This window comes from Marilutibacter maris (assembly GCF_003233695.1).
Taxonomy (GTDB): domain Bacteria; phylum Pseudomonadota; class Gammaproteobacteria; order Xanthomonadales; family Xanthomonadaceae; genus Marilutibacter; species Marilutibacter maris.
In genome coordinates this window covers 365,559-383,465 of sequence record NZ_CP029843.1, presented here as the reverse complement: position 1 = coordinate 383,465, position 17,907 = coordinate 365,559, and the positions used below count along the sequence as shown (strand labels likewise).

General features: G+C 70.9%; 18 protein-coding genes and 1 pseudogene. 5 read left to right on the top strand and 14 right to left on the bottom strand.

Annotated elements, in window-relative coordinates:
- Window positions 1-89: 89 nt before the first annotated feature.
- The 12 genes from C9I47_RS01755 to C9I47_RS01700 all read right to left on the bottom strand — a co-directional run bounded on the left by C9I47_RS01755 (window position 90) and on the right by C9I47_RS01700 (window position 10,628).
- Window positions 90-2,087, bottom strand: a complete 1,998-nt coding sequence (locus tag C9I47_RS01755; RefSeq protein WP_223250233.1) for a flotillin family protein — start codon at window positions 2,085-2,087, stop codon at window positions 90-92.
- Window positions 2,088-2,139: 52 nt separating this feature from the next.
- A complete protein-coding gene (locus C9I47_RS01750; protein ID WP_111265205.1) occupies window positions 2,140-2,796 on the bottom strand; it encodes an OB-fold-containig protein in 657 nt (218 codons plus the stop codon).
- Window positions 2,797-3,046: 250 nt separating this feature from the next.
- Window positions 3,047-3,739, bottom strand: a complete 693-nt coding sequence (locus tag C9I47_RS01745; RefSeq protein WP_111265204.1) for a PspA/IM30 family protein — start codon at window positions 3,737-3,739, stop codon at window positions 3,047-3,049.
- 31 nt (window positions 3,740-3,770) lie between these two features.
- Window positions 3,771-4,385, bottom strand: coding sequence for a biofilm formation regulator BacA (gene bacA / locus C9I47_RS01740; protein ID WP_111265203.1), 615 nt, complete (start codon window positions 4,383-4,385; stop codon window positions 3,771-3,773).
- 141 nt (window positions 4,386-4,526) lie between these two features.
- A complete protein-coding gene (locus C9I47_RS01735; RefSeq protein ID WP_145985398.1) occupies window positions 4,527-4,772 on the bottom strand; it encodes a hypothetical protein in 246 nt (81 codons plus the stop codon).
- A 69-nt stretch (window positions 4,773-4,841) separates the two neighbouring features.
- The gene (locus C9I47_RS01730) at window positions 4,842-5,291 is read right to left on the bottom strand and encodes a phosphotransferase (RefSeq protein ID WP_223250232.1); all 450 of its coding nucleotides are present in this window, start codon (window positions 5,289-5,291) and stop codon (window positions 4,842-4,844) included.
- Window positions 5,288-7,624: an MMPL family transporter gene (locus C9I47_RS01725; RefSeq protein ID WP_111265201.1), complete on the bottom strand. Its 2,337-nt coding sequence runs from the start codon at window positions 7,622-7,624 to the stop codon at window positions 5,288-5,290. Before C9I47_RS01725 ends, C9I47_RS01730 begins: the two co-directional genes overlap by 4 nt.
- Window positions 7,621-8,343, bottom strand: a complete 723-nt coding sequence (locus tag C9I47_RS01720) for a LolA-related protein (RefSeq protein WP_111265200.1) — start codon at window positions 8,341-8,343, stop codon at window positions 7,621-7,623. Before C9I47_RS01720 ends, C9I47_RS01725 begins: the two co-directional genes overlap by 4 nt.
- Complete coding sequence (locus tag C9I47_RS01715; RefSeq protein ID WP_111265199.1) at window positions 8,343-9,263, bottom strand: LpxL/LpxP family acyltransferase; 921 nt, start codon at window positions 9,261-9,263, stop codon at window positions 8,343-8,345. Before C9I47_RS01715 ends, C9I47_RS01720 begins: the two co-directional genes overlap by 1 nt.
- Window positions 9,260-9,550, bottom strand: a complete 291-nt coding sequence (locus tag C9I47_RS01710) for an ApeI family dehydratase (RefSeq protein ID WP_111267901.1) — start codon at window positions 9,548-9,550, stop codon at window positions 9,260-9,262. Before C9I47_RS01710 ends, C9I47_RS01715 begins: the two co-directional genes overlap by 4 nt.
- 72 nt (window positions 9,551-9,622) lie before the next feature.
- Window positions 9,623-10,318, bottom strand: coding sequence for a COG4648 family protein (locus C9I47_RS01705; RefSeq protein WP_223250231.1), 696 nt, complete (start codon window positions 10,316-10,318; stop codon window positions 9,623-9,625).
- A 40-nt stretch (window positions 10,319-10,358) separates the two neighbouring features.
- Entirely contained in the window at window positions 10,359-10,628 is a 270-nt protein-coding gene (locus C9I47_RS01700; protein ID WP_111265198.1) for a phosphopantetheine-binding protein, read from the bottom strand.
- A 152-nt stretch (window positions 10,629-10,780) separates the two neighbouring features.
- Here C9I47_RS01700 and C9I47_RS01695 point away from each other — a divergent pair.
- The 4 genes and pseudogenes from C9I47_RS01695 to hemB form a co-directional block, all read left to right on the top strand.
- A pseudogene (locus C9I47_RS01695) lies at window positions 10,781-12,196 on the top strand (tryptophan 7-halogenase); the annotation flags it as partial.
- Between the two features lie 80 nt (window positions 12,197-12,276).
- Window positions 12,277-13,296 carry a chorismate transformation enzyme, FkbO/Hyg5 family gene (locus C9I47_RS01690; RefSeq protein WP_111265196.1) on the top strand — a complete coding sequence of 340 codons (1,020 nt, stop codon included), beginning with the start codon at window positions 12,277-12,279 and terminating at the stop codon, window positions 13,294-13,296.
- 528 nt (window positions 13,297-13,824) lie between these two features.
- Entirely contained in the window at window positions 13,825-14,073 is a 249-nt protein-coding gene (locus C9I47_RS01685) for a hypothetical protein (RefSeq protein WP_111265195.1), read from the top strand.
- A gap of 98 nt (window positions 14,074-14,171) precedes the next feature.
- Window positions 14,172-15,161: a porphobilinogen synthase gene (gene hemB, locus C9I47_RS01680; RefSeq protein WP_111265194.1), complete on the top strand. Its 990-nt coding sequence runs from the start codon at window positions 14,172-14,174 to the stop codon at window positions 15,159-15,161.
- Between the two features lie 17 nt (window positions 15,162-15,178).
- On the opposite strand, the gene C9I47_RS01675 is transcribed toward hemB, so the two are convergent.
- Entirely contained in the window at window positions 15,179-16,312 is a 1,134-nt protein-coding gene (locus C9I47_RS01675) for a DUF418 domain-containing protein (protein WP_111265193.1), read from the bottom strand.
- Window positions 16,313-16,333: 21 nt separating this feature from the next.
- Between C9I47_RS01675 and C9I47_RS01670 the strand changes: the two genes are divergently transcribed.
- A complete protein-coding gene (locus C9I47_RS01670) occupies window positions 16,334-16,963 on the top strand; it encodes a TetR family transcriptional regulator C-terminal domain-containing protein (protein WP_223250230.1) in 630 nt (209 codons plus the stop codon).
- 22 nt (window positions 16,964-16,985) lie between these two features.
- Here C9I47_RS01670 and C9I47_RS01665 read toward each other — a convergent pair whose 3' ends face one another.
- Window positions 16,986-17,861: a TolB family protein gene (locus C9I47_RS01665; protein WP_111265192.1), complete on the bottom strand. Its 876-nt coding sequence runs from the start codon at window positions 17,859-17,861 to the stop codon at window positions 16,986-16,988.
- Window positions 17,862-17,907: the final 46 nt, after the last annotated feature.

Below are 17,907 nucleotides of genomic sequence, written 5' to 3'. Positions count from 1 at the left end.
CGCGCCGGAACGGGGCACAGTACGCCCGGGGCCGGCAGCGCCGCGCAAGAGCGGCCGACCGGGCGTCGCGCGCCGGCCGGCCGTCGCGATCACGAATCCAGCGCGGATCCGTCCGTGCGATCGCCCGAGTTGGTCCGGCCGGTCTTGATCGAGGCCAGCTTCTCCAGCAGCTCCTGCACGATCGGGCTCTTGCCGGCCACGCCCTCGATCGCCTTGCCGACCGACAGCGCCTTGGCGAAGGAATTGAAGAACTCGCCCTCGCCGCCGACGATGTCGATGTTGGCCTTGCTCAGGGCGGTGCCCAGCACTTCGGCCTGCTCGCGGGCGATGTCCTTGTTGGCCTCGATGCTGGCGATCGCCTGATCGAAATTCTTCTCCAGCTGCATGCGGAACTCCTCGTGGGCACGCGAGTTCTCCGACAGCGCGTCCAGCGAAGCGAACTTGTCCTCCAGGCCCTCGGCCTCGGACTTGAGCTTGGTCAGCAGCACTTCCGCCTCGGACAGGCCCACGTCGCGGGTCGCCTTGGCCTTGGCCTCGCCGAGCGACTGCTCGCCGCGCGCCTGCGCCGACAGCTTCTCTTCCAGCACCTTGGCTTCGGACAGACCCTTCTCCTGGCCGCCACGCGCCTCGGCGGTGAGCTTCTCGGCGATGACCTTGGCCTCGGCCAGGCCTTCCTTCTCCATCGCCGCCGCCGACACCTCGCGGACCCGCGCATCGGCCAGGCCCGGCGCCGCGCGCTCGGCCTCGATGCCCTCGGCCATCTTCTTCTTGGCCTCGGACTGCTTGGCCGCCGCTTCCAGCTCGGCCTGCGCCATCACCGTGACCTCGACCGCCTTGTGGCGCGCCGCGGTTTCCTCGGCCTCGGCCTGCTTGACCTGGCGCACCAGGTCCTGCTCGGCGCGCGCCTGCGCTTCGAGGATGGTGACCTGCTTCTGGCGGTCGGCCTCGGAGACCTCGCGCACTTCCTTGATCCGTTCTTCCTCCTGGGCGACGGTCTTCTCGACCGCGACGCGCTCGCGGATGACGTTGGCGATTTCCTTGCGCTGCTCTTCCAGCGCCTTTTCCTTCTCGATCTTCTGCAGCTCGACCTCACGCTCGCGCGAGACGATCTCCAGATCCTTGGCGCGGGTGACCTTCTCGACCTCGATCACCACCGCGCGCTGGCGGTTCTGCTGCGCCACCTCGACCTCGCGCAGGCGGTTCTCCTCGCGGATGTCGAGCTGCTCCTGCACCGTGATGCGGGCCTGCTCGGCCTTCAGGCGCTCCTCTTCCTGCACCTTCAGCGTCTCGGCCTCCTCGCGCGCCTTGATCGTCTCGATCTCGCGCTTCTGGCGCGCCTCGGCGTCGGCCTGCTGCCGCTCCAGCGCCAGCATCGCCTCGCGGGTCTCGACGTTCTTCTTGGTGATCGCCAGCTCTTCGTTGCGCGAGAGCTCGTTGGTGATCACGTTCTGCGCCGCGGTCAGCTCGGTGATCTTGCGGATGCCCTCGGCGTCGAGGATGTTGGTCGGATCCAGCGAACCCTTCGGGGTCTGCTCCAGGTAGTCGATCGCTACGTCCTCAAGCACGTAGCCGTTGAGGTCGTTGCCGATCACCTCGATGATGCGGTCGCGGAACTCCTGGCGGTTCTCGAACAGCTTGACGAACTCGATCTGCTTGCCGACCGTCTTCAGCGCCTCGGAGAACTTGGCGTTGAACAGCTCGTTGACCGCGCCGCGATCGGAGGCGCGATCGACACCGATCGCCTTGGCCACCTTCAGCACGTCCTGCTGGGTCTCGTTGACGCGCAGGTAGAAGGCGACGGTGATGTCCGCGCGCATGTTGTCCTGGCAGATCAGCCCGTCCTTGCCACGCCGGTCGACTTCCAGCGTGATCAGGGAGATCTTCATGAACTCCTGCTTATAGACCACCGGCAGGACCATCGCGCCGGTGAAGTGCACCTTCGGCGTCGACGACAGGTCGTTGACGATCAGCGCGGTGCCCTGCGGCACCTTCACGTAGAAGGCCTTGATCAGCCCGAACACCCCAAGCAGGATGCCCACCACGACGCCGATACCGATCAGCACCGGCAGAATTTGTTCAAGCACCATTACCGCATCTCCCTAAGTACGGGTTTCCACTCGACGGGCGGCGACACGCAGGTCACAGCCCCCTGAATTCGTCCTCGCCCATCACCCGATAGACGTTGTCATCCTCGATGTGCTCGATCAGCACCACCCGGTCGCCGCGCTTGAAGCCCTCCGCGGCCTCGGTCCGCACCTGCAGCACCAGGCCGGCGCCGCCGTCCTCGACCCCGGCGATGCCCTGGCGGGCGTCGACCCGCGGGCTGCGCACCACCCCGACCATGCCCAGCAGCGAGCGCGGCGGTTCCGGGCGGAGTTTGGCGTAGAGCTTGCGCACCGGGCGCAGCAGCAGGCCGGCCACCGGCATCGCGACGACGAAGCTGGCGACCATCGACGCGGTGCCGGTCAGCAGCCGCAGCACGCCGCCGGGCAGATGCCGCAGCAGCAGGTAGTCGCTGTAGTAGCTGAACATCCATGCGACCAGCACCAGCACGGTCAGCACGATCATCAGCGGCAGCCCGCCCAGCCCCAGCTTGGCCATGATGCCGGCCATCGCGTTGCCATCGACCGCGTCGACCGCCTCGCCGATCTCGACATCGCTCTCGAACCAGCCGTCGATGATCTCGAAGTCGATCATCCCCAGCATCGCGATCAACCAGTACGCGACCAGTACGCCGAGCAGCACGGTATAGACCGCGGTCGGGTACGAGAAAACGATCTGCAGGAATGTCTCCACTGGCGATCTCCCCTGACGCTGGCGCGGCGGCTGCCGCTGGCCGATCCTGTCCCGCCGGTCACTCCACCGGCAGGTCGCCGGGCCTCCGTGCCCGGTCTTGTGCGCGGCCTCCCTGCCGCCGCTTGCTGGTCGTCGGTCCGGGCCTGGCCCGACCCGACCGTCCGTTCAACAGGTCTTGCTCAACCAGTCTTGCTCAACCGGCCTTGCCCAACCGGCCGGTCCTTGCCAGCCGCTCTCAGACAGTCCGATCTCAACCCGCCTGCTTCTGCTTCAGCCGCTCCAGCACCGACTCGGCACTGGCGGCATCGGCGATGATGCCGGCCTCCTTGAGCTTGACGTCGACCGCGTCCTGGCCGTCGTCCTTGGCCAGCTCGGCGGCCGCTTCCATCCGCGCGCCGCGCTCGGCCTGCTTGACCTTGATCCGTTCCAGCGAGTCGATCGCGGTCTGCAGCTTGCTCTGCGAGCCGCTGTAGCGGTGCGCGACCGTGGCCTGCGCACGCTGCACGCTCTCGGTCGCCTTGACCGTGTCGACTTGCTGTTTCAGGCGGCGGATGTTGGTCTCGGCCTGGGCGACCGCACGACGCAGGTCGGCGATGCTGGCGGCGAACTGCTCGACCTGGGCCTGCTCGGCATCGCGGCTGCCTTCCAGCACCGCGATCTTGCCGGCCACCTCGCGCGCCAGCGCCTCGTCGCCGGACTCCAGCGCCTTGATCGCGTAGGCCTCGTACTCGGCCGCCTTCTCGTTGGACTTGGCCAACCGGGCCTCGGCCAGCTTGTGCTTGGCCATGATCTCGGCCAGCGCTTCCTTGGACCGGCGCAGCTCGGCGTCGGAGTCGCGGATTTCCTGGTCCAGGATGCGCAGCGCCTGGCCGTCGATGATCGACTCACCCACCTCGTTCGCGCCGCCGCGCAGGGCGGTCAACAGCTTGCTCCAGATGTTCATGACGTCTCTCCGTTAATCGGTCGGGCGCCGCTCAGGCGGCGTCGCGCAGGCGCGGCTCGAAGGCCTCGGTGACCTTGATCACGTTGTCGGCCAGGGTGTCGATCTCGAACACCACGTTGGACAGGCTGGAGTGGGCGTCCAGCGCGCCGAACATGATGTAGACCGGGTCGCCGTCGACGACCTCGATGCCGATGGTCGACAGCGGGAACAGCTTGTGGGTGCGCAGCACTTCCTCGTTGAAGGCCGCCGGGTCCTTGACCTGGGCGACCGGCCACAGCAGCGCTTCGACGATGATCTGCTCGCCTTCCACGGCGAGGAACACCGGCAGGTCGCCGTAGTCGTGCATCACCAGGTGCAGACTGGGGGTGGCGCCGTCCAGCAGCTCCACCGACACCGCTCCGCTGCGGAAGACATCCGTCGCCGACAGCGCTTCATGCAGCGCGGCCGCGGTCCAGACCTTGGGCTCGTTCATACCGATCTCCTTCTGGGTAGGCACCGAGCCGCGAGGCTGGCGCATGCGTCGCTCGACTGCCGCCAGTTCATCGGCGAACTCCGGCAGGATCCAAAGCTCTTTCTTCACCAGCCCCATGTCGCGCAGGCGTTCGCGGTGACGACGCTGGTAGTAGGCAGAGGTCTTGCGTTCCATGGGACCGACAGTACCCATCACATGTGACACTGTCAAGACATCACATGTATAAAACAATTTCATTACATGTGATGCCGGTGACGCAGCGCATCCACCCCGCCACGGGGTGCTTGACGTCTCGGGAGGGCCGTGCGGCGCGGCTCAGGCCGGGAGGGCGTGGCGACGGCGGACCTCGGCGATGCGCGCGGCGACCTCGGCCTCGACACCGTCCTTCTCGGCGCGGGCGAAGATGTTGGCCAGCACCCGCTTCTCGTCCTCATCGACGGCCCGGTCGCGCAAGGCCAGTTCCAGCAGCCGTTCCAGCTCGCCCAGGTCCATGCGGCCGTCGTCGGTGAAGACCCGGATCGAGGCCAGGGCGATTTCCAGGTGGCTGTGCGGCTCGGTCATGCGCATGTCCCTATATCGATTGAGCGGAGCCCGGGCAGCTTACATGTTTCGTGCTTCCGGCTGCCGCGGTCAGTCGACGGCACCGCCCAGCGCGACCATCGCGCGGCCCTGCGCGATCGTGCGGCCGTCGTGGAGGATGCGGAATCCGTACAACTGGCCGGCGGCGCTGTCGGCCAGGCGCTCGGCCTCGCCGATCAGCGGCCCCGGAAGGTCGTCGATGCGGGCCAGCGACAGCGCCACCCCACGCAGCGCGACCAGCAGCCCCGCGCGTGGCGGCGCGTCGGCGGCGAGCAGACCGCCATGCACCGCCATCGCCTGCGCGCCGTACTCGCACAGGTGCACCGCGCCCAGGCGGCCGTGCCGGCGCAACGGATGCGCCGGATCGCGGTGGCTGTCGGCGCGCACGCGGATCCGCTCCGCATCCCAGGCCAGCACCGCGTTCCACAGGCACATCGCGCCCTGATGCGGGACCAGGCCGAGGATGTCGGCACGGTCGAGCAACGGCGCGTCGGCGCTCATGCCGCCACCGCCGGCCGACGTGCGATCAACAGCGCAAGCAGCACGTTGAACAGCACCCCCAGCGCCACGGTGACGCCGATCGCGCGCAACACCGGTATCTGCGAAAGCGCGAGCAGGGCGAACACCAGCAGGGTCGATACCGCGCACACGATCACCGCGTGCAGGGTCCGTCGCTGCTCGGCGGCATCGGCGCCGGCGTGGTCGAAGAACAGCGCATAGTCCAGCCCGAGCCCGGCCGCCAGCATCAGCGCGACCAGGTGGAACAGGTTCAGCTCGACCCCCAGCCCGCGCAGCACCGCCAGCACCAGCGCGGTGGCGACCAGCATCGGCGCCAGCACGCAGATGGTGCGGCGCAGATCGCGCAGCATCGCGTAGACGCCGCCGGCAAGCAGCAGCACGGCCAGCGCCAGCGCCCACAGCACCCGCGCGCGGTACTCGGCGACCAGCGACTCCGAGGTCCGCTTGAGGTCCAGCAACTGCGCACCGTTGGCCCGCGCGACCTGGGCGACGACGTTGGGATCGGCCAACCCGCTGAGCGAGACCAGGGCGGTCGCGCGCCCGTCCCCGACCAGCAGCAGACCGGCCAGGGTCGCCTCCAGCGGGGTGCCGGCGAGATCGTCGAGCCGCAGCGGCGGCGCCTGCCGCGCACGCTGGACGTCGTCGATGAAGGCGTCGAACGCATCCGCGCGGAACGGCGTGCCGGTCAGCGCGGCGGCCATCTCGGCGCGCAGGGCCGGGCGGTCCGGCAACCGCGCCTGGCGTGCGCGCTGGGTCGCCGCGCTCGGCAGGTAGCGCGCGGCCATGTCATAGCCGGCCAGCACATGGCTGGCGCGCAACGCATCGAGCAGCGGACGCAGCCGCTCGGAGCGCGCCAGCACGTCCTCCAGGTCATCGCCCTCGATCACGATCAGGTAACGCACGTCCGGCGCGCCCAGCGCCTCGCGCAGCTGCGTGTCGCGGGCCAGCGCATCCGCCGGCACCGGGGTCAGCCGGGCCAGGTCGTTCTGCCAGAACGTGCCCGGCACGAACACCACCACCGCCACCGCCGCCGCGGCGATCCCCAGCACGACCGGCGCCGCCAGCCGCGGCAACCGCTCGATCGCCGCGTGCAGGCGCCGCATCGATTCGCGCCCGGCGATGTCGTCGCGGGCCGGCGCAAGCAGGGCCGGCAGCAGGAAACGGGTGGTCAGCGCGGCCGTCGCCAGGCCGACCACGGTGAACACCGCCAGCTGGCGCAGGCCATCGACGCCGGACACGAAGAAGGTCAGGTAGGCCAGGCAGGTCGAGGCGACCCCGGTTGCCAGGGTGCGCCACATCAGCCAGGCGCTCTCGCCCGGCGACACGCCAGGCCGCAGATGGCTGAACAGATGGATCGGATAGTCGGCGGCGATTCCGATCAGGGTGAAGCCGAAGGCGAGGGTGATCCCGTGCACACCATCGTCCGCGAACAAGACCGCCACCGCGGCCAGGCCGAGCACGCCGGCGCTGGCGACCGGCAACGCCGCCAGCAGCGGCGCCTGCCAGCGGCGATAGGCCAGCAGCAGCATCAGCGCGAAGCCGGCGCCACCGAGGCTGCCGAACAGGCTGGCCTCGCGGCGGGTGCGGCCGCCGATCTGCTCGGAGAACGCGCCCGGCCCGGTCACCGTGAGCCGGGCATCGCCGTCACCGGCCTCGCGGCTATGGGCGAAGGCGTCGCGGATCGCCGCCATCGCCGCCTGCTGCCCGCTGGGGTCGAAACCGGCGGCATGGGTTTCCAGCAGCATCAGCGCTTCGCGGCCGTCGCGGTCGAACCAGACCCCGCCGCGCTTGTGCGGTGCGTTGGCCGGCTGCCAGGCCTCGACGAGTTTGAGCGCCTCCAGGGTCGGGTCGCTGGCCAGCAGTGGCTCGACCAGTTCGGCCGCGGGCGAGCCCAGGTCCTGCACGCGCTGGTCGAGCGCGTCGGCCAGCAGGTGGCGATCGAAACCGTGGCCGTCGACGGTATCCGACAGCAGGTAGCGGTACGGCCGCAGTCGCTCGGGCACCGCGTCCAGCCCCCGCTCGTCGCCATTGGCGACCACCGCGAACAGGCCGCTGTCGCGCAGCCGCGCCTGCATCCGCCCGGACCGCTGCGCCAGCGCTTCCGGCGAATCGCCGCCCAGCGCGACCAACAGCAGGCGCGCCCCCGGCCCCTCGCCGAGCTCGTCGATCAACAGTTTCTGCGCCGGCGTGCGCGGGCTCGGCATGAACCGGCGCAGATCGCCGCTGAGTTCCAGGTGGCGTCCGATCCATGCGATCGCGGCGACCAGGACCGCCAGCCACAGCAGGGTCAGCAGCAGGCGCGGGACCGCCCTCATCGAGCGTCTGCGGCGACGTCCGCGCCCCGGCACAGCGCCGCCAGCGCGACCGGGTCGTCGACCCCGTCGGCATCGACCACCGCACCGGCGAGCAGGCTGCGCTGCACGCGGCCATCCGCCGGAGCGCTCTCGATGCAGCGCAGTTCGGCGCCGCGTCCGTACAGGGTCACCGACGCCACCTGCGCGGCCAGGCTCGCGTCGCGCGGCGTCAGCACCAGCGTCCAGGCGCGGCGGCTGCCGTCGACCTCGACCCGGTAGTGGCGTTCAAGGCGCGCGCGATCGCCGGCCAGCAGCGCGCCGAAGCTGGCCTGCAACGCGGCCAGCTCGGGCGCCCGCGACATCGCGAAGCTCCGCGGCGAACGCCCGGCCCGCTCGATCCGCACCGTACCCTCGGCGATGGTGGTGGTTTCCGGATAGGGCGAGCTCACCTCCCGCACCAGGGCATCGTCGGCCTCGCGGCGGTACTCGCCCTGGACCCGCAACGGCGCCTTCAGCAGCGGCGAGTCGCGCAACTCCAGGAACGGCGTGCGCGCCGGCGCCGGACGCGCGATCCGCGCCAGCACCCAGTCGACGTCGGCGTCCGCGCCGACAAGCCCCGCGGATGCGGCGTCACGCCGCGTCTCCGCCGCAGGCAGCGGCGCCATCGCCATGGTCGTGGCCAGCAGCATCGCCGCGATCGCCATCGATCGTCCGGATTCGGGGCGCAACGGATCGCTCATCATCGGTCCTGCCAGAAATCGTAGAAGTTGAACCAGTTGTACGGGGCGTCGAGCACCCGCGCCTGCAGTCTCTGCGCGTAGCGCTGTACCGAAGCTTGCAGCCGCCGCGCGCGTTCGCCGCGCGGGACCGTGCCGCCGTCGTCGAAGCGCTCGAACACCAGGTCATAGCGGTTGCCGCCACGGAACAGCCCGAATGCCAGCACCACCGGCCGGCCGAGCACCGCGGCGATCGCCCACGGCGCGGTCGGGAACGCGGCCGGACTGCCGAGGAAGGGCATCGACTGGACCGGCTCGCCGGGCCGGGCGCGGTCGACCAGCACCGCGACCAGGGCGTTGTCGTCCAGCGCCTGCTGCATCGCCAGGACGATCGACGGACCGTCCTGGCTGGCGTCGATCACCCGTCGGGCCAGCTCCGGATTGAGCGCGTCGAGCACCTCGACGATCGCCGGATTGTGGCGCTTGTCGAGCACCACCCGGACCTGCACGTCCGGGCGCGACGCGGCCAGTGCGCGCAGCGCGTCGAAACTGCCCAGGTGGGAACCGAACAGCAGCGCGCCGCGGCCGCGCGCCAGATGGCCTTCCAGCACGTCCAGCCCCTCGACCCTGATCCGGTAGCGGCGCAGATCGCCGCCCAGCAGGAACACCCGGTCGAGGATCGTGCTGGCGAACGTGTGGATATGGCGTGCGACATCGCGCAGCCGCGCCGGCCGGCCGAGCACGCGCCGCAGATAGGCGCGCGAGGCGCGTCGCTCCGGTCCGCGCATGGCCAGGAAATAGGCGGTGATCGGATACAGCAGCACGCGAGCCAGCCCGCGCCCGCCGCGGCGGGCGACGAAGGCGATCAGGCGCAGCGCGATGCGGCCACCGCCCTCCGGACGCCGGGTCCAGTCGCCGCCCGGCAATGAACGGTCCGCGCTCATGCCGCCCTCAGTTCGCCGCTGGCCAGCAGCTGCGTCCCGCGCAGGATCCGGAAGCGCCAGCCGGCAACGACCTCCGGCAGCGGCTGCAGTTCGATCCGCGCCCGCTCGCCCGGCGCCAGCGGGGCCAGGAATTTCACCTGCGGCCAGCGCCAGCACGCCTGCGCCGGAGCACCGGCGGCCTGCGCCGCCTCGATCACATGCTCGAGCAGGACCACGCCGGGCACCAGCGGCCGGCCCGGGAAATGGCCCGGCAGGCAGGGATGGTCCGGTGCGATGCGAAACTCCATGGACGAAAGGATCATGGGCGGAAGGATACGGGCTCGCGGCGATACCCAGGGCCCGCCGCTGCGCTCGCCGACTCAGCGCCTGGCGAACAATCCGCGCCAGAACGCCGGACCGAGCCGCGCCATCATCCGCAGGAAGTCGATGAAATCGCGGTACGGGCGTTGCGGGAACAGGTGCCGGCGCAGGCGGTATTCGGCGAAGAAGAACAGGCCGACGAACCCGTAGTTGAGCAGGTTGGCGAACAATGACCATTGCTCCCGGGTAACGGAGAACGGCGCCGGCCACCCCAGCAGTGCCAGCGCGCCATCCGGCACCGCGACCAGGGCCAGCGCACCGTTGACCAGGCACAGCGTCGCCAGCACCAGCGCCCAGGCCAGGGTCAGTCGGCGGGTATAGCGCCGCAGGGGCGGGGCCAGCGCCGCCGGCGTGGTCCGCTCCAGGCCGGCGACGATCCGCGAGATCAGCGCGCCGCGCGGATCGGACAGGCTGCGCGCGAACCACCAGGCCGCCAGCCCGGTGAACAACATCGGCGGCATCAGCAGCAGCACCCGCGGCCACACCCCGCCGTGCAGCAGCGCCAGCGCCGCGATCGCTCCCCCCAGCGCCAACCAGGCGCCGGGGCGCCGTCGCAGCAGGGCGTCGACCAGCACCACCAGCACCAGATCGAGCAGGGCCACCACCGCCAGCGTGTCCCCGCCGCCGTGACTGGCCCAGTGCGCCAGCCATGGATAGGCCAGCGCCAGCAGCAGTCGGGGCAGCCAGTGAATCACCGGGACCGGTTCCGCGACCGCGTGCGGGCGCCGGGCGCCCTCAGGCCGCCTTGCGCTGCTCGATGTGCGCCGCCAGCGAGCGCAGGGATGCGAAGATCCGGCGGTTCTCGTCGCCGTCCGAACGCAGTTGGATGCCATGACGCTTGGTGATCGCCAGCGCCAGCTCCAGCGCGTCGATCGAGTCCAGTCCCAGCCCCTCGCCGAACAGCGGCGCCTCCGGATCGATGCCTTCGGCGGCAACGCCTTCCAGATTCAGGCTCTCGACCAGCAGCTCGGCCAGTTCGCGCTCGGCGGCGGTTTGTTCAGACATCGCAGGTCCATCGAAACGGTAAGACAAGGCCCGCAACGATCCGCGATCGGGACGCCCCGCGCAAGCCGCACCCCATTCGGCATGGGCCGGCCGGGCCGCCGGCGCGGCCTCGCGGGCACGACCGCGACGCGGCCGACCGCTATCATGGCGCGATGAGCAACGACGCCACCGTGGATGCCCCCCAGGGCTCCGCCACCGCCCCCGAACCCCGCCCGCGGACGGCGGATGCCGGCACCGCCGGGCACTGCGACGTGCTGGTGATCGGCGGCGGCCCGGCCGGCAGTACCGCCGCCACCCTGTTGGCCCGGCGCGGCTGGCGGGTCGTGCAGTTGGAAAAGGACGCCCACCCGCGCTTCCACATCGGCGAATCGCTGTTGCCGATGAACCTGCCGATCCTGGAACGTCTCGGCGTGCTGGAGCAGGTCCGCGCGATCGCGACCCACAAGCCCGGTGCCGAATTCCCGCTCAGCGGCGACGGCATCGATGCGCAGGCCCGGGCGAACGACTACAACACCTTCCGCTTCGAACGCGCGCTCGACCCGAAGTTCGGCTATGCGTTCCAGGTCCGGCGCGAGGACTTCGACGCGCTGTTGTTCGCGCATGCCCGCGACAACGGCGTCGACGCCCGCGAACGAGTGCGGGTCGAACGCATCGAGTTCGGCAGCGACGGCCGCCCGGCGCGCGTCCACGCGCGCGACGGCGACGGCCACACGCAGACGTTCGCGCCGCGCTACCTGATCGACGCCAGCGGCCGCGACACCGTGCTCGGCCGCCAGCTCAGGCTCAAGCGCAAGAACGAGAAGCACCAGTCGGCGGCGATCTTCAGCCATTTCCGCGGGGTCCAGCGCCGCGACGGCGACGACGCCGGCAACATCACCGTACAGCGTTTCGAACATGGCTGGATGTGGCTGATCCCGCTGCCCGGCGATGTGATGAGCGTCGGCGCGGTGTGTTTCCCGGAATACCTGAAACAGCGCCGCGGCGACGCCGGGGCGTTCCTGATGAAGACCCTGCTGTCGCAACCGCAGGTCGCCGCCCGCATGCATGGCGCCGAGCGGGTCGGCGATGTCCACGTCACCGGCAATTATTCCTATACCTGCGAGCGCATGACCGGCCCGGGCTGGGTGATGGTCGGCGACGCCTACGCCTTCGTCGACCCGGTGTTCTCCTCCGGCGTCTACCTGGGCATGAACAGCGCCGAGCAGGCCGCCGACGTGGTCGACGGCAGCCTGCGCGAGCCGGCGCGCGAAGCGGCCCTGCAGCGGGCGATGCAGACGCGGCTCAAGCGCGGCCTGCGCCACTTCCAGTGGTTCATCTACCGCTTCAACACGCCGGTGATGCGCCACCTGTTCAATCATCCGCGCAACACCTGGCAGGTCGAGCAGGCGGTGATCTCGATGCTGGCCGGCGACGTATTCGACAACCCCGCGGTGCTCAAGCGCCTGCGCGTGTTCCGCTGGATCTACGCACTGACCGCCCTGCAGCTGGCCCCGGCCGCGCTGCGCGGCTGGCGCCATCGGCGGCGTCAGGCGCGGGTCCGCTACGACGGCGACGAAACCCTGCACCGGGCCGCGCCGCTGACCGGCGAAGCGACGCCGGCGGCGAGATCGCAGCAACCGGCACTGGATGCCGGAACCGGAGCCGGCCGATGAGCGCGCGCCCCGCCTTCGAGCTGCCGCCGCGGTTGGCGATCGACTACGTGCACGCGCCGTTGCCGGACCTGCTCGACGAACCGTCCGTGCTCGCGGTGCTGGGCTTCGGCAGCGAGGCCCCCGCCAGCGACGACCCGCGCTATCTGCGCCTGGGCCTGCAGCCGCACGGCCCGGCGCCGCTGGAGGTCTGGCGCGCGACCGGCCCGGTCGTCCATGGCCGCGACGGCGATGTCGCCTGGGCCCGCGACGGGACCCTGCTGTTCGGTGCGGTCGAGGTCGACGAACCCGTCCTCGCCGATGGCGATACCGATATCGACGCGGCAGCCGACGCGGCCTATCGTCGGCTGGAAGCCTGCATCCACGCCCACGGCTTCCCGCACCTGCTGCGGACCTGGAACTACATCGCCGACATCACCGCCGGCCACGGCGACGACGAACGCTACCGCCGCTTCTGCAGCGGACGCGCGCGCGGCATCACCGCCACCGTCGGCGAGATCCGCCCCGGCACCCTGCCCGCCGCCACCGCGATCGGCCGCAGCGACGGCGTGCGCCGTCTTCAGGTCTACTGGCTGGCCGCGCGCCGTCCCGGCACCCCGCTGGAGAATCCGCGCCAGGTCAGCGCCTGGCGCTACCCGCGCCAGTACGGCCCGCAGCCGCCGAGCTTCGCCCGCGCGATGCTGCCCCCGGCCGGAGCGACGATGCCGCTGATGCTGTCGGGCACCGCCGCGGTGGTCGGCCACCAGACCCGCCATGCCGAATCGGTCGCCGACCAGGTCGCCGAGACCTTCGCCAACTTCGACAGCCTGCTGGCGGCGGCCTGCGCGCGCCAGCCGGCGTTGCCGGCGCGCTTCGACGCCAGCAGCCGGCTCAAGGTCTACGTGCGCGACCGCGACGCGATCGCCGAGGTCGAGCGCCTGGTCGCCGAACGGCTCGGCCCCGAGGTGCCGAGGATCGTCCTGCACGCGGCGATCTGCCGCCGCGACCTGCGAATGGAAATCGACGGAGCACATGGGTGAGCCAAGGCGCTTGCGAGGCACTGCCTCGCGCCTTGGCGAACGCCCGGCCACCGATGGCCGGGCCGGACAACCCGAAGCCCGAACAGTCCCGCCATGGATGGCAACAGCCACCCCCACAAACACAACACCCCGAGGCACTGCCTCGCGCCCTGGCGAACGCCCGGCCACCAATGGCCGGGCCGGACAACCCGAAGCCGAATAGTCCCGCCATGGATGGCAACAGCCACCCCCACAAACACAACACCCCGAGGCACCGCCTCGCGCCCTGGACGAACGCCCCGCGCGCTGCGCGGGGCCGGCCAGCCGGGCCGGACAACCCGAAGCCCGAATAGTCCCGCCATGGATGGCAACAGCCATCTCCACGAGCGCAGCAACCCGAGGCACTGCCTCGCGCCCTGGCGAACGCCCGTCCCTTTCGCCGCACCAGGCGCCGCCACGGCAGGGTGACTTCCGAGACAGGCTTGATCGCCCCTTCTCGACCACCATATCGGGTACAGGGGCGCCCGCCCCGCAAAGGAGAACCGCACGATGGGACTGATCAGTCTGCTCTGGGGCATTGTCGCGATGGCCTGGATGGTGATCGCGCTGATTCCGCTGATCGGCTGGGCCAACTGGCTGCTGATCCCGTTCGCGGCGATCGGCGCGGTCATCGGTGCGATCGGCGTGATGTTCACCCGCAGCGAGCACAACGGCCGCGCCAAGACCGGCCTGCTGCTCAACGGCATCGTCATCGTGGTCGGCATCGTCCGCCTGAGCATGGGCGGCGGCGTGCTCTGATCGGGCGTGCTCTGATCGGGCATGTTCTGATTCCCGCGCCCGGCGCCGGCGTCCCGAGCCGCCACCCGGGGCACAGCGCAAGCGCGTAAAATCCGCGCATGGCCTTTCCAGACAACCGCATGCGGCGGATGCGCCGCGACGAGTTCTCGCGCAGGCTGATGCGCGAGCACACCCTCACCACCGACGACCTGATCTACCCGGTCTTCGTCCACGAGCGCGACGGTCGCGAAGCGGTACCGTCGATGCCCGGCGTCGATCGCCTGTCGATCGAGGAGTTGCTGCGCGTGGCCGAGCAGGCCAGCGAGCTGCGCGTGCCCGCGCTGACCCTGTTCGGGGTGCCGGACGTCGACAAGAAGACCGCCGACGGCACCGTCGCCTGGGCCGAGGACGGCATCGTCCAGCGCGCGGTGCGGGCGCTGAAGCAGCGCTTCCCCGAGCTGGGCGTGATCACCGACGTCGCCCTCGACCCGTACACCACCCACGGCCAGGACGGCCTGCTCGACGAGGACGGCTACATCCTCAACGATGCCACCGTCGAGGTACTGACCCGGCAGGCGCTGTCGCACGCTCAGGCCGGCGCCGACGTGGTCGCGCCCAGCGACATGATGGACGGCCGCATCGGCGCGATCCGGGTCGCGCTGGAGGACGCCGGGCTGCCCAACACCCGCATCCTCGCCTACAGTGCCAAGTACGCCAGTGCGTTCTACGGTCCGTTCCGCAGCGCGGTCGGCTCGGCCGCGGCGCTGGGCAAGGGCAACAAGTTCACCTACCAGATGGACCCGGCCAACTCCGACGAGGCCTTGCGCGAGACCGGGCTGGACATCGACGAGGGCGCCGACATGGTGATGGTCAAGCCCGGCCTGCCCTATCTCGACATCCTGCGGCGGGTGAAGGACGCGTTCGGCATGCCGACCTTCGTCTACCAGGTCAGCGGCGAGTACGCGATGCTGAAGGCCGCCGCCGCCAACGGCTGGCTGGACGAGCGCGCGACCGCGCTGGAGGCGCTGCTGGCGTTCAAGCGTGCCGGCGCCGACGGCATCCTGACCTATTTCGCGCTCGACGCCGCACGCTGGCTGCGCGAGGGCTGATCCGCTCACGGGCCGTGTCAGGTGCGGCCGTAGGTGATCCGGCGCAGCACCGCCTCCAGCGGGCCGCGCCCGACGCGATCGGCGATCGCCCCGACCGCCGTGACCGCGGCCAGCGCGACCAGCAGGCCCACGGCCAGCAGCCGGGCGTGACCCAGCTCGCCGAACAGGCCCAGCCCGTAGCCGCCGAACACCAGCCCTGCGAGCACCCCCTGCAGCACATAGGACGACAGCGAATTGCGTCCGGCCTGCCGCCACCATCGCGGCAGGCGCAGGCCACCGGACAGGCGGATCGCCAGCAGCAGGTAGGCGGCCGACAATACCGGGGCTCCCGGCACGATGGCGGCGAATCCCAGCAGTTGCAGCATTGGATCGGCGTCATCGAACCAGCCGCCGGCGACCGCGGCATAGGCCAGGTTCAACGGCAGCCCGATCGCCAACAGCCACGGCAGCAGCGGCTGCGGTTGCCGCCAGGCGCCATCCGGGCCGGCCTGGCGCTCCAGCCAACCGCTCTTCGCCGCCGCCAGTCCGGCGGCATACGCGGCGAACGCCAGCGGCCCCTGGAAGGCGAGCAGGAAGGCGAAGGTGGCCGGCCAGTCGGCGAGGCGGGCGCGCACGGTGTCGGCGAAGTCGCCGCCCAGGCCCGGCCCGGCGGAGGTCGCCTCGGGCGGGCTGCCATCGGGCAGGCTCACGCCCAGTGCTATCGTCATCGCCAGTGCGAGCGGCAGCATCGCCGCCGCGATCGCCAGCAGGCGTCCGGGCGGCAGATCGCGCAGGGGCCAGAACAACACCGCCAGAAGCGCGTACAGCAGCAGGATGTCGCCGGTGAAAACCAGTAGCGCGTGCAGCACGCCCAGCAGCGCCAGCGCGCCGGTGCGCCGGAAGTACCGGCAGCCGAAGCAGGCGTCCACGCGCCGTGCCGCCCGCGCCTGGACATGGATGCCCCAGCCGAACAGGAACGAGAACAGCAGGAAGAACTTGGCCTGGAACAGAGCCTCGACCAGGAACGCCGCGATACGATCCGGCCCCGCCGCCGGCATGCCCAGCGCCGCTTCCGACGGCAACCCCAGGAATACGATGTTGACGATGCAGATGCCGAACAACGCCAGCAGCCGCAGGGTGTCGACCAGATCGTTGCGGTCACCGTTCACCATGTCGCGACACCAATTGAGCACATGCTCAACATTATTGAGCAATCGCTCAATTCCAGTCAATGGACCATGGAGGCGACGATGAGCGCCGGTGCCCGCGGCCGCGAGCGCATCCTCGAGGCCGCCACCCAGGTGCTGATGGAACAGGGCCTGCTGGCCGCCACCACGCGCGCGGTGACCGGGCTCGCCGGCGTCGGCGCGGGCCTGCTCAACCACTACTTCCGCTGGCCGGAGCTGCGCGCCACCGCATGGACGGCGATCTTCGATCAGATCCTGCCGCTGCAGTTCGGCGGCCACGACGACCCGCGCGCGGCGATGTCGCACTACCTGGAACAGGCGTTCTCGGCCGACGAGCACGTGTTCTGGCGGCTATGGAGCGAGGCGGTGGACCTGGCCCGCAGCGATACCGAGATGGCGCGGGCGCTGGCCGCGACCCAGCAGCGCGCGCAGGCGGACCTGACCCGGGTGCTGGCCGCCGGCTGCCGCGAAGGCGCCTGGACGCTGGCCGACGCGCAGGCGACCGCGCTGCGCCTGGGCGCGCTCTACGATGGCCTGGCCGGTCTGCTGATCTCAGGCGCGACCGCGATGACCGGCGCCGATGCGCGCGGTCATCTCAGGGCCGCCTTCGAGCTGGAGTGCCGGACAGGCGCCTGAGCGTGGCCCGCCGCGGCGGACCTCAGCGCGCCGGATCGAGGCAGCCGCCGTCGCCCTCGGTCCGCGGCGTCACCGTGCGGTAGATGTCGAGCTTGCCGGCGCGCGGCGCGCGGGCGACGCCGCTGACCAACAGTTCGCCGGGCTTGTGCCAGTCCGGGGCCGGGGCGAAGGTGACCGCCTCGGCGGTGTTGAACGACAGCGACAGCGGCTCGCCCACCGTGTAGCCGTCGCCCTCGCAACGGCTGACGAACACCCGCACCGGGGCGGCGTTGGCCTCGCGGCTGCGCGCGAACACCAGCGCGGCGCCGTCGCCGATCCAGGCCGCGTCGAACTCGTCGGCGGCGGTGTTGACCGCACCCGGCAGCGGCAGCGGATCGGCGAAGCGGCCGTCGCGCCACGACGCGACGAACAGGTCGTGACGGCCGCCGCCGCCGTGGCCATCGCTGGCGAACAGCAGCTGACCGGCGTGCGGACCGGGCATCGGCGCCCATTCGTCGCCGGCGCTGTTGACGCCGTCGCCGAGGTTCTCGGCCGGCCCGAAGCCGCCATCGGCCATCACCTCGGCACGGTACAGGTCGTCGCCACCGAAGCCGCCGTCGCGGTTGGAGTAGAAGTACAGCCAGCGGCCGTCCGGACTGAGCATCGGGTCGAACTCGTTGGCGTCGGTGTTCAGCGCCAGCGGCGCCGGATCCTGCCAGCGGCCGTCGCGCAGGGTCGCCTGCCACAGGTCCATGCCGCCGGCGCCGCCTTCGCGGTCGATCGTGCCCCAGACGATGCGCCGGCCGTCGGCGCTGACGCTGGCATGGCCCTCGGCGGCCGGCGTCGACACCACCCCCATGCCCTCGATCCCGTACTCGGACAGCCCGGACGCGCCGGCCATGGCCAGCGGCGTTGACATGGCCACGCACAGTCCCGGGAGTAGACTGAATGCGCAGGCGACGATG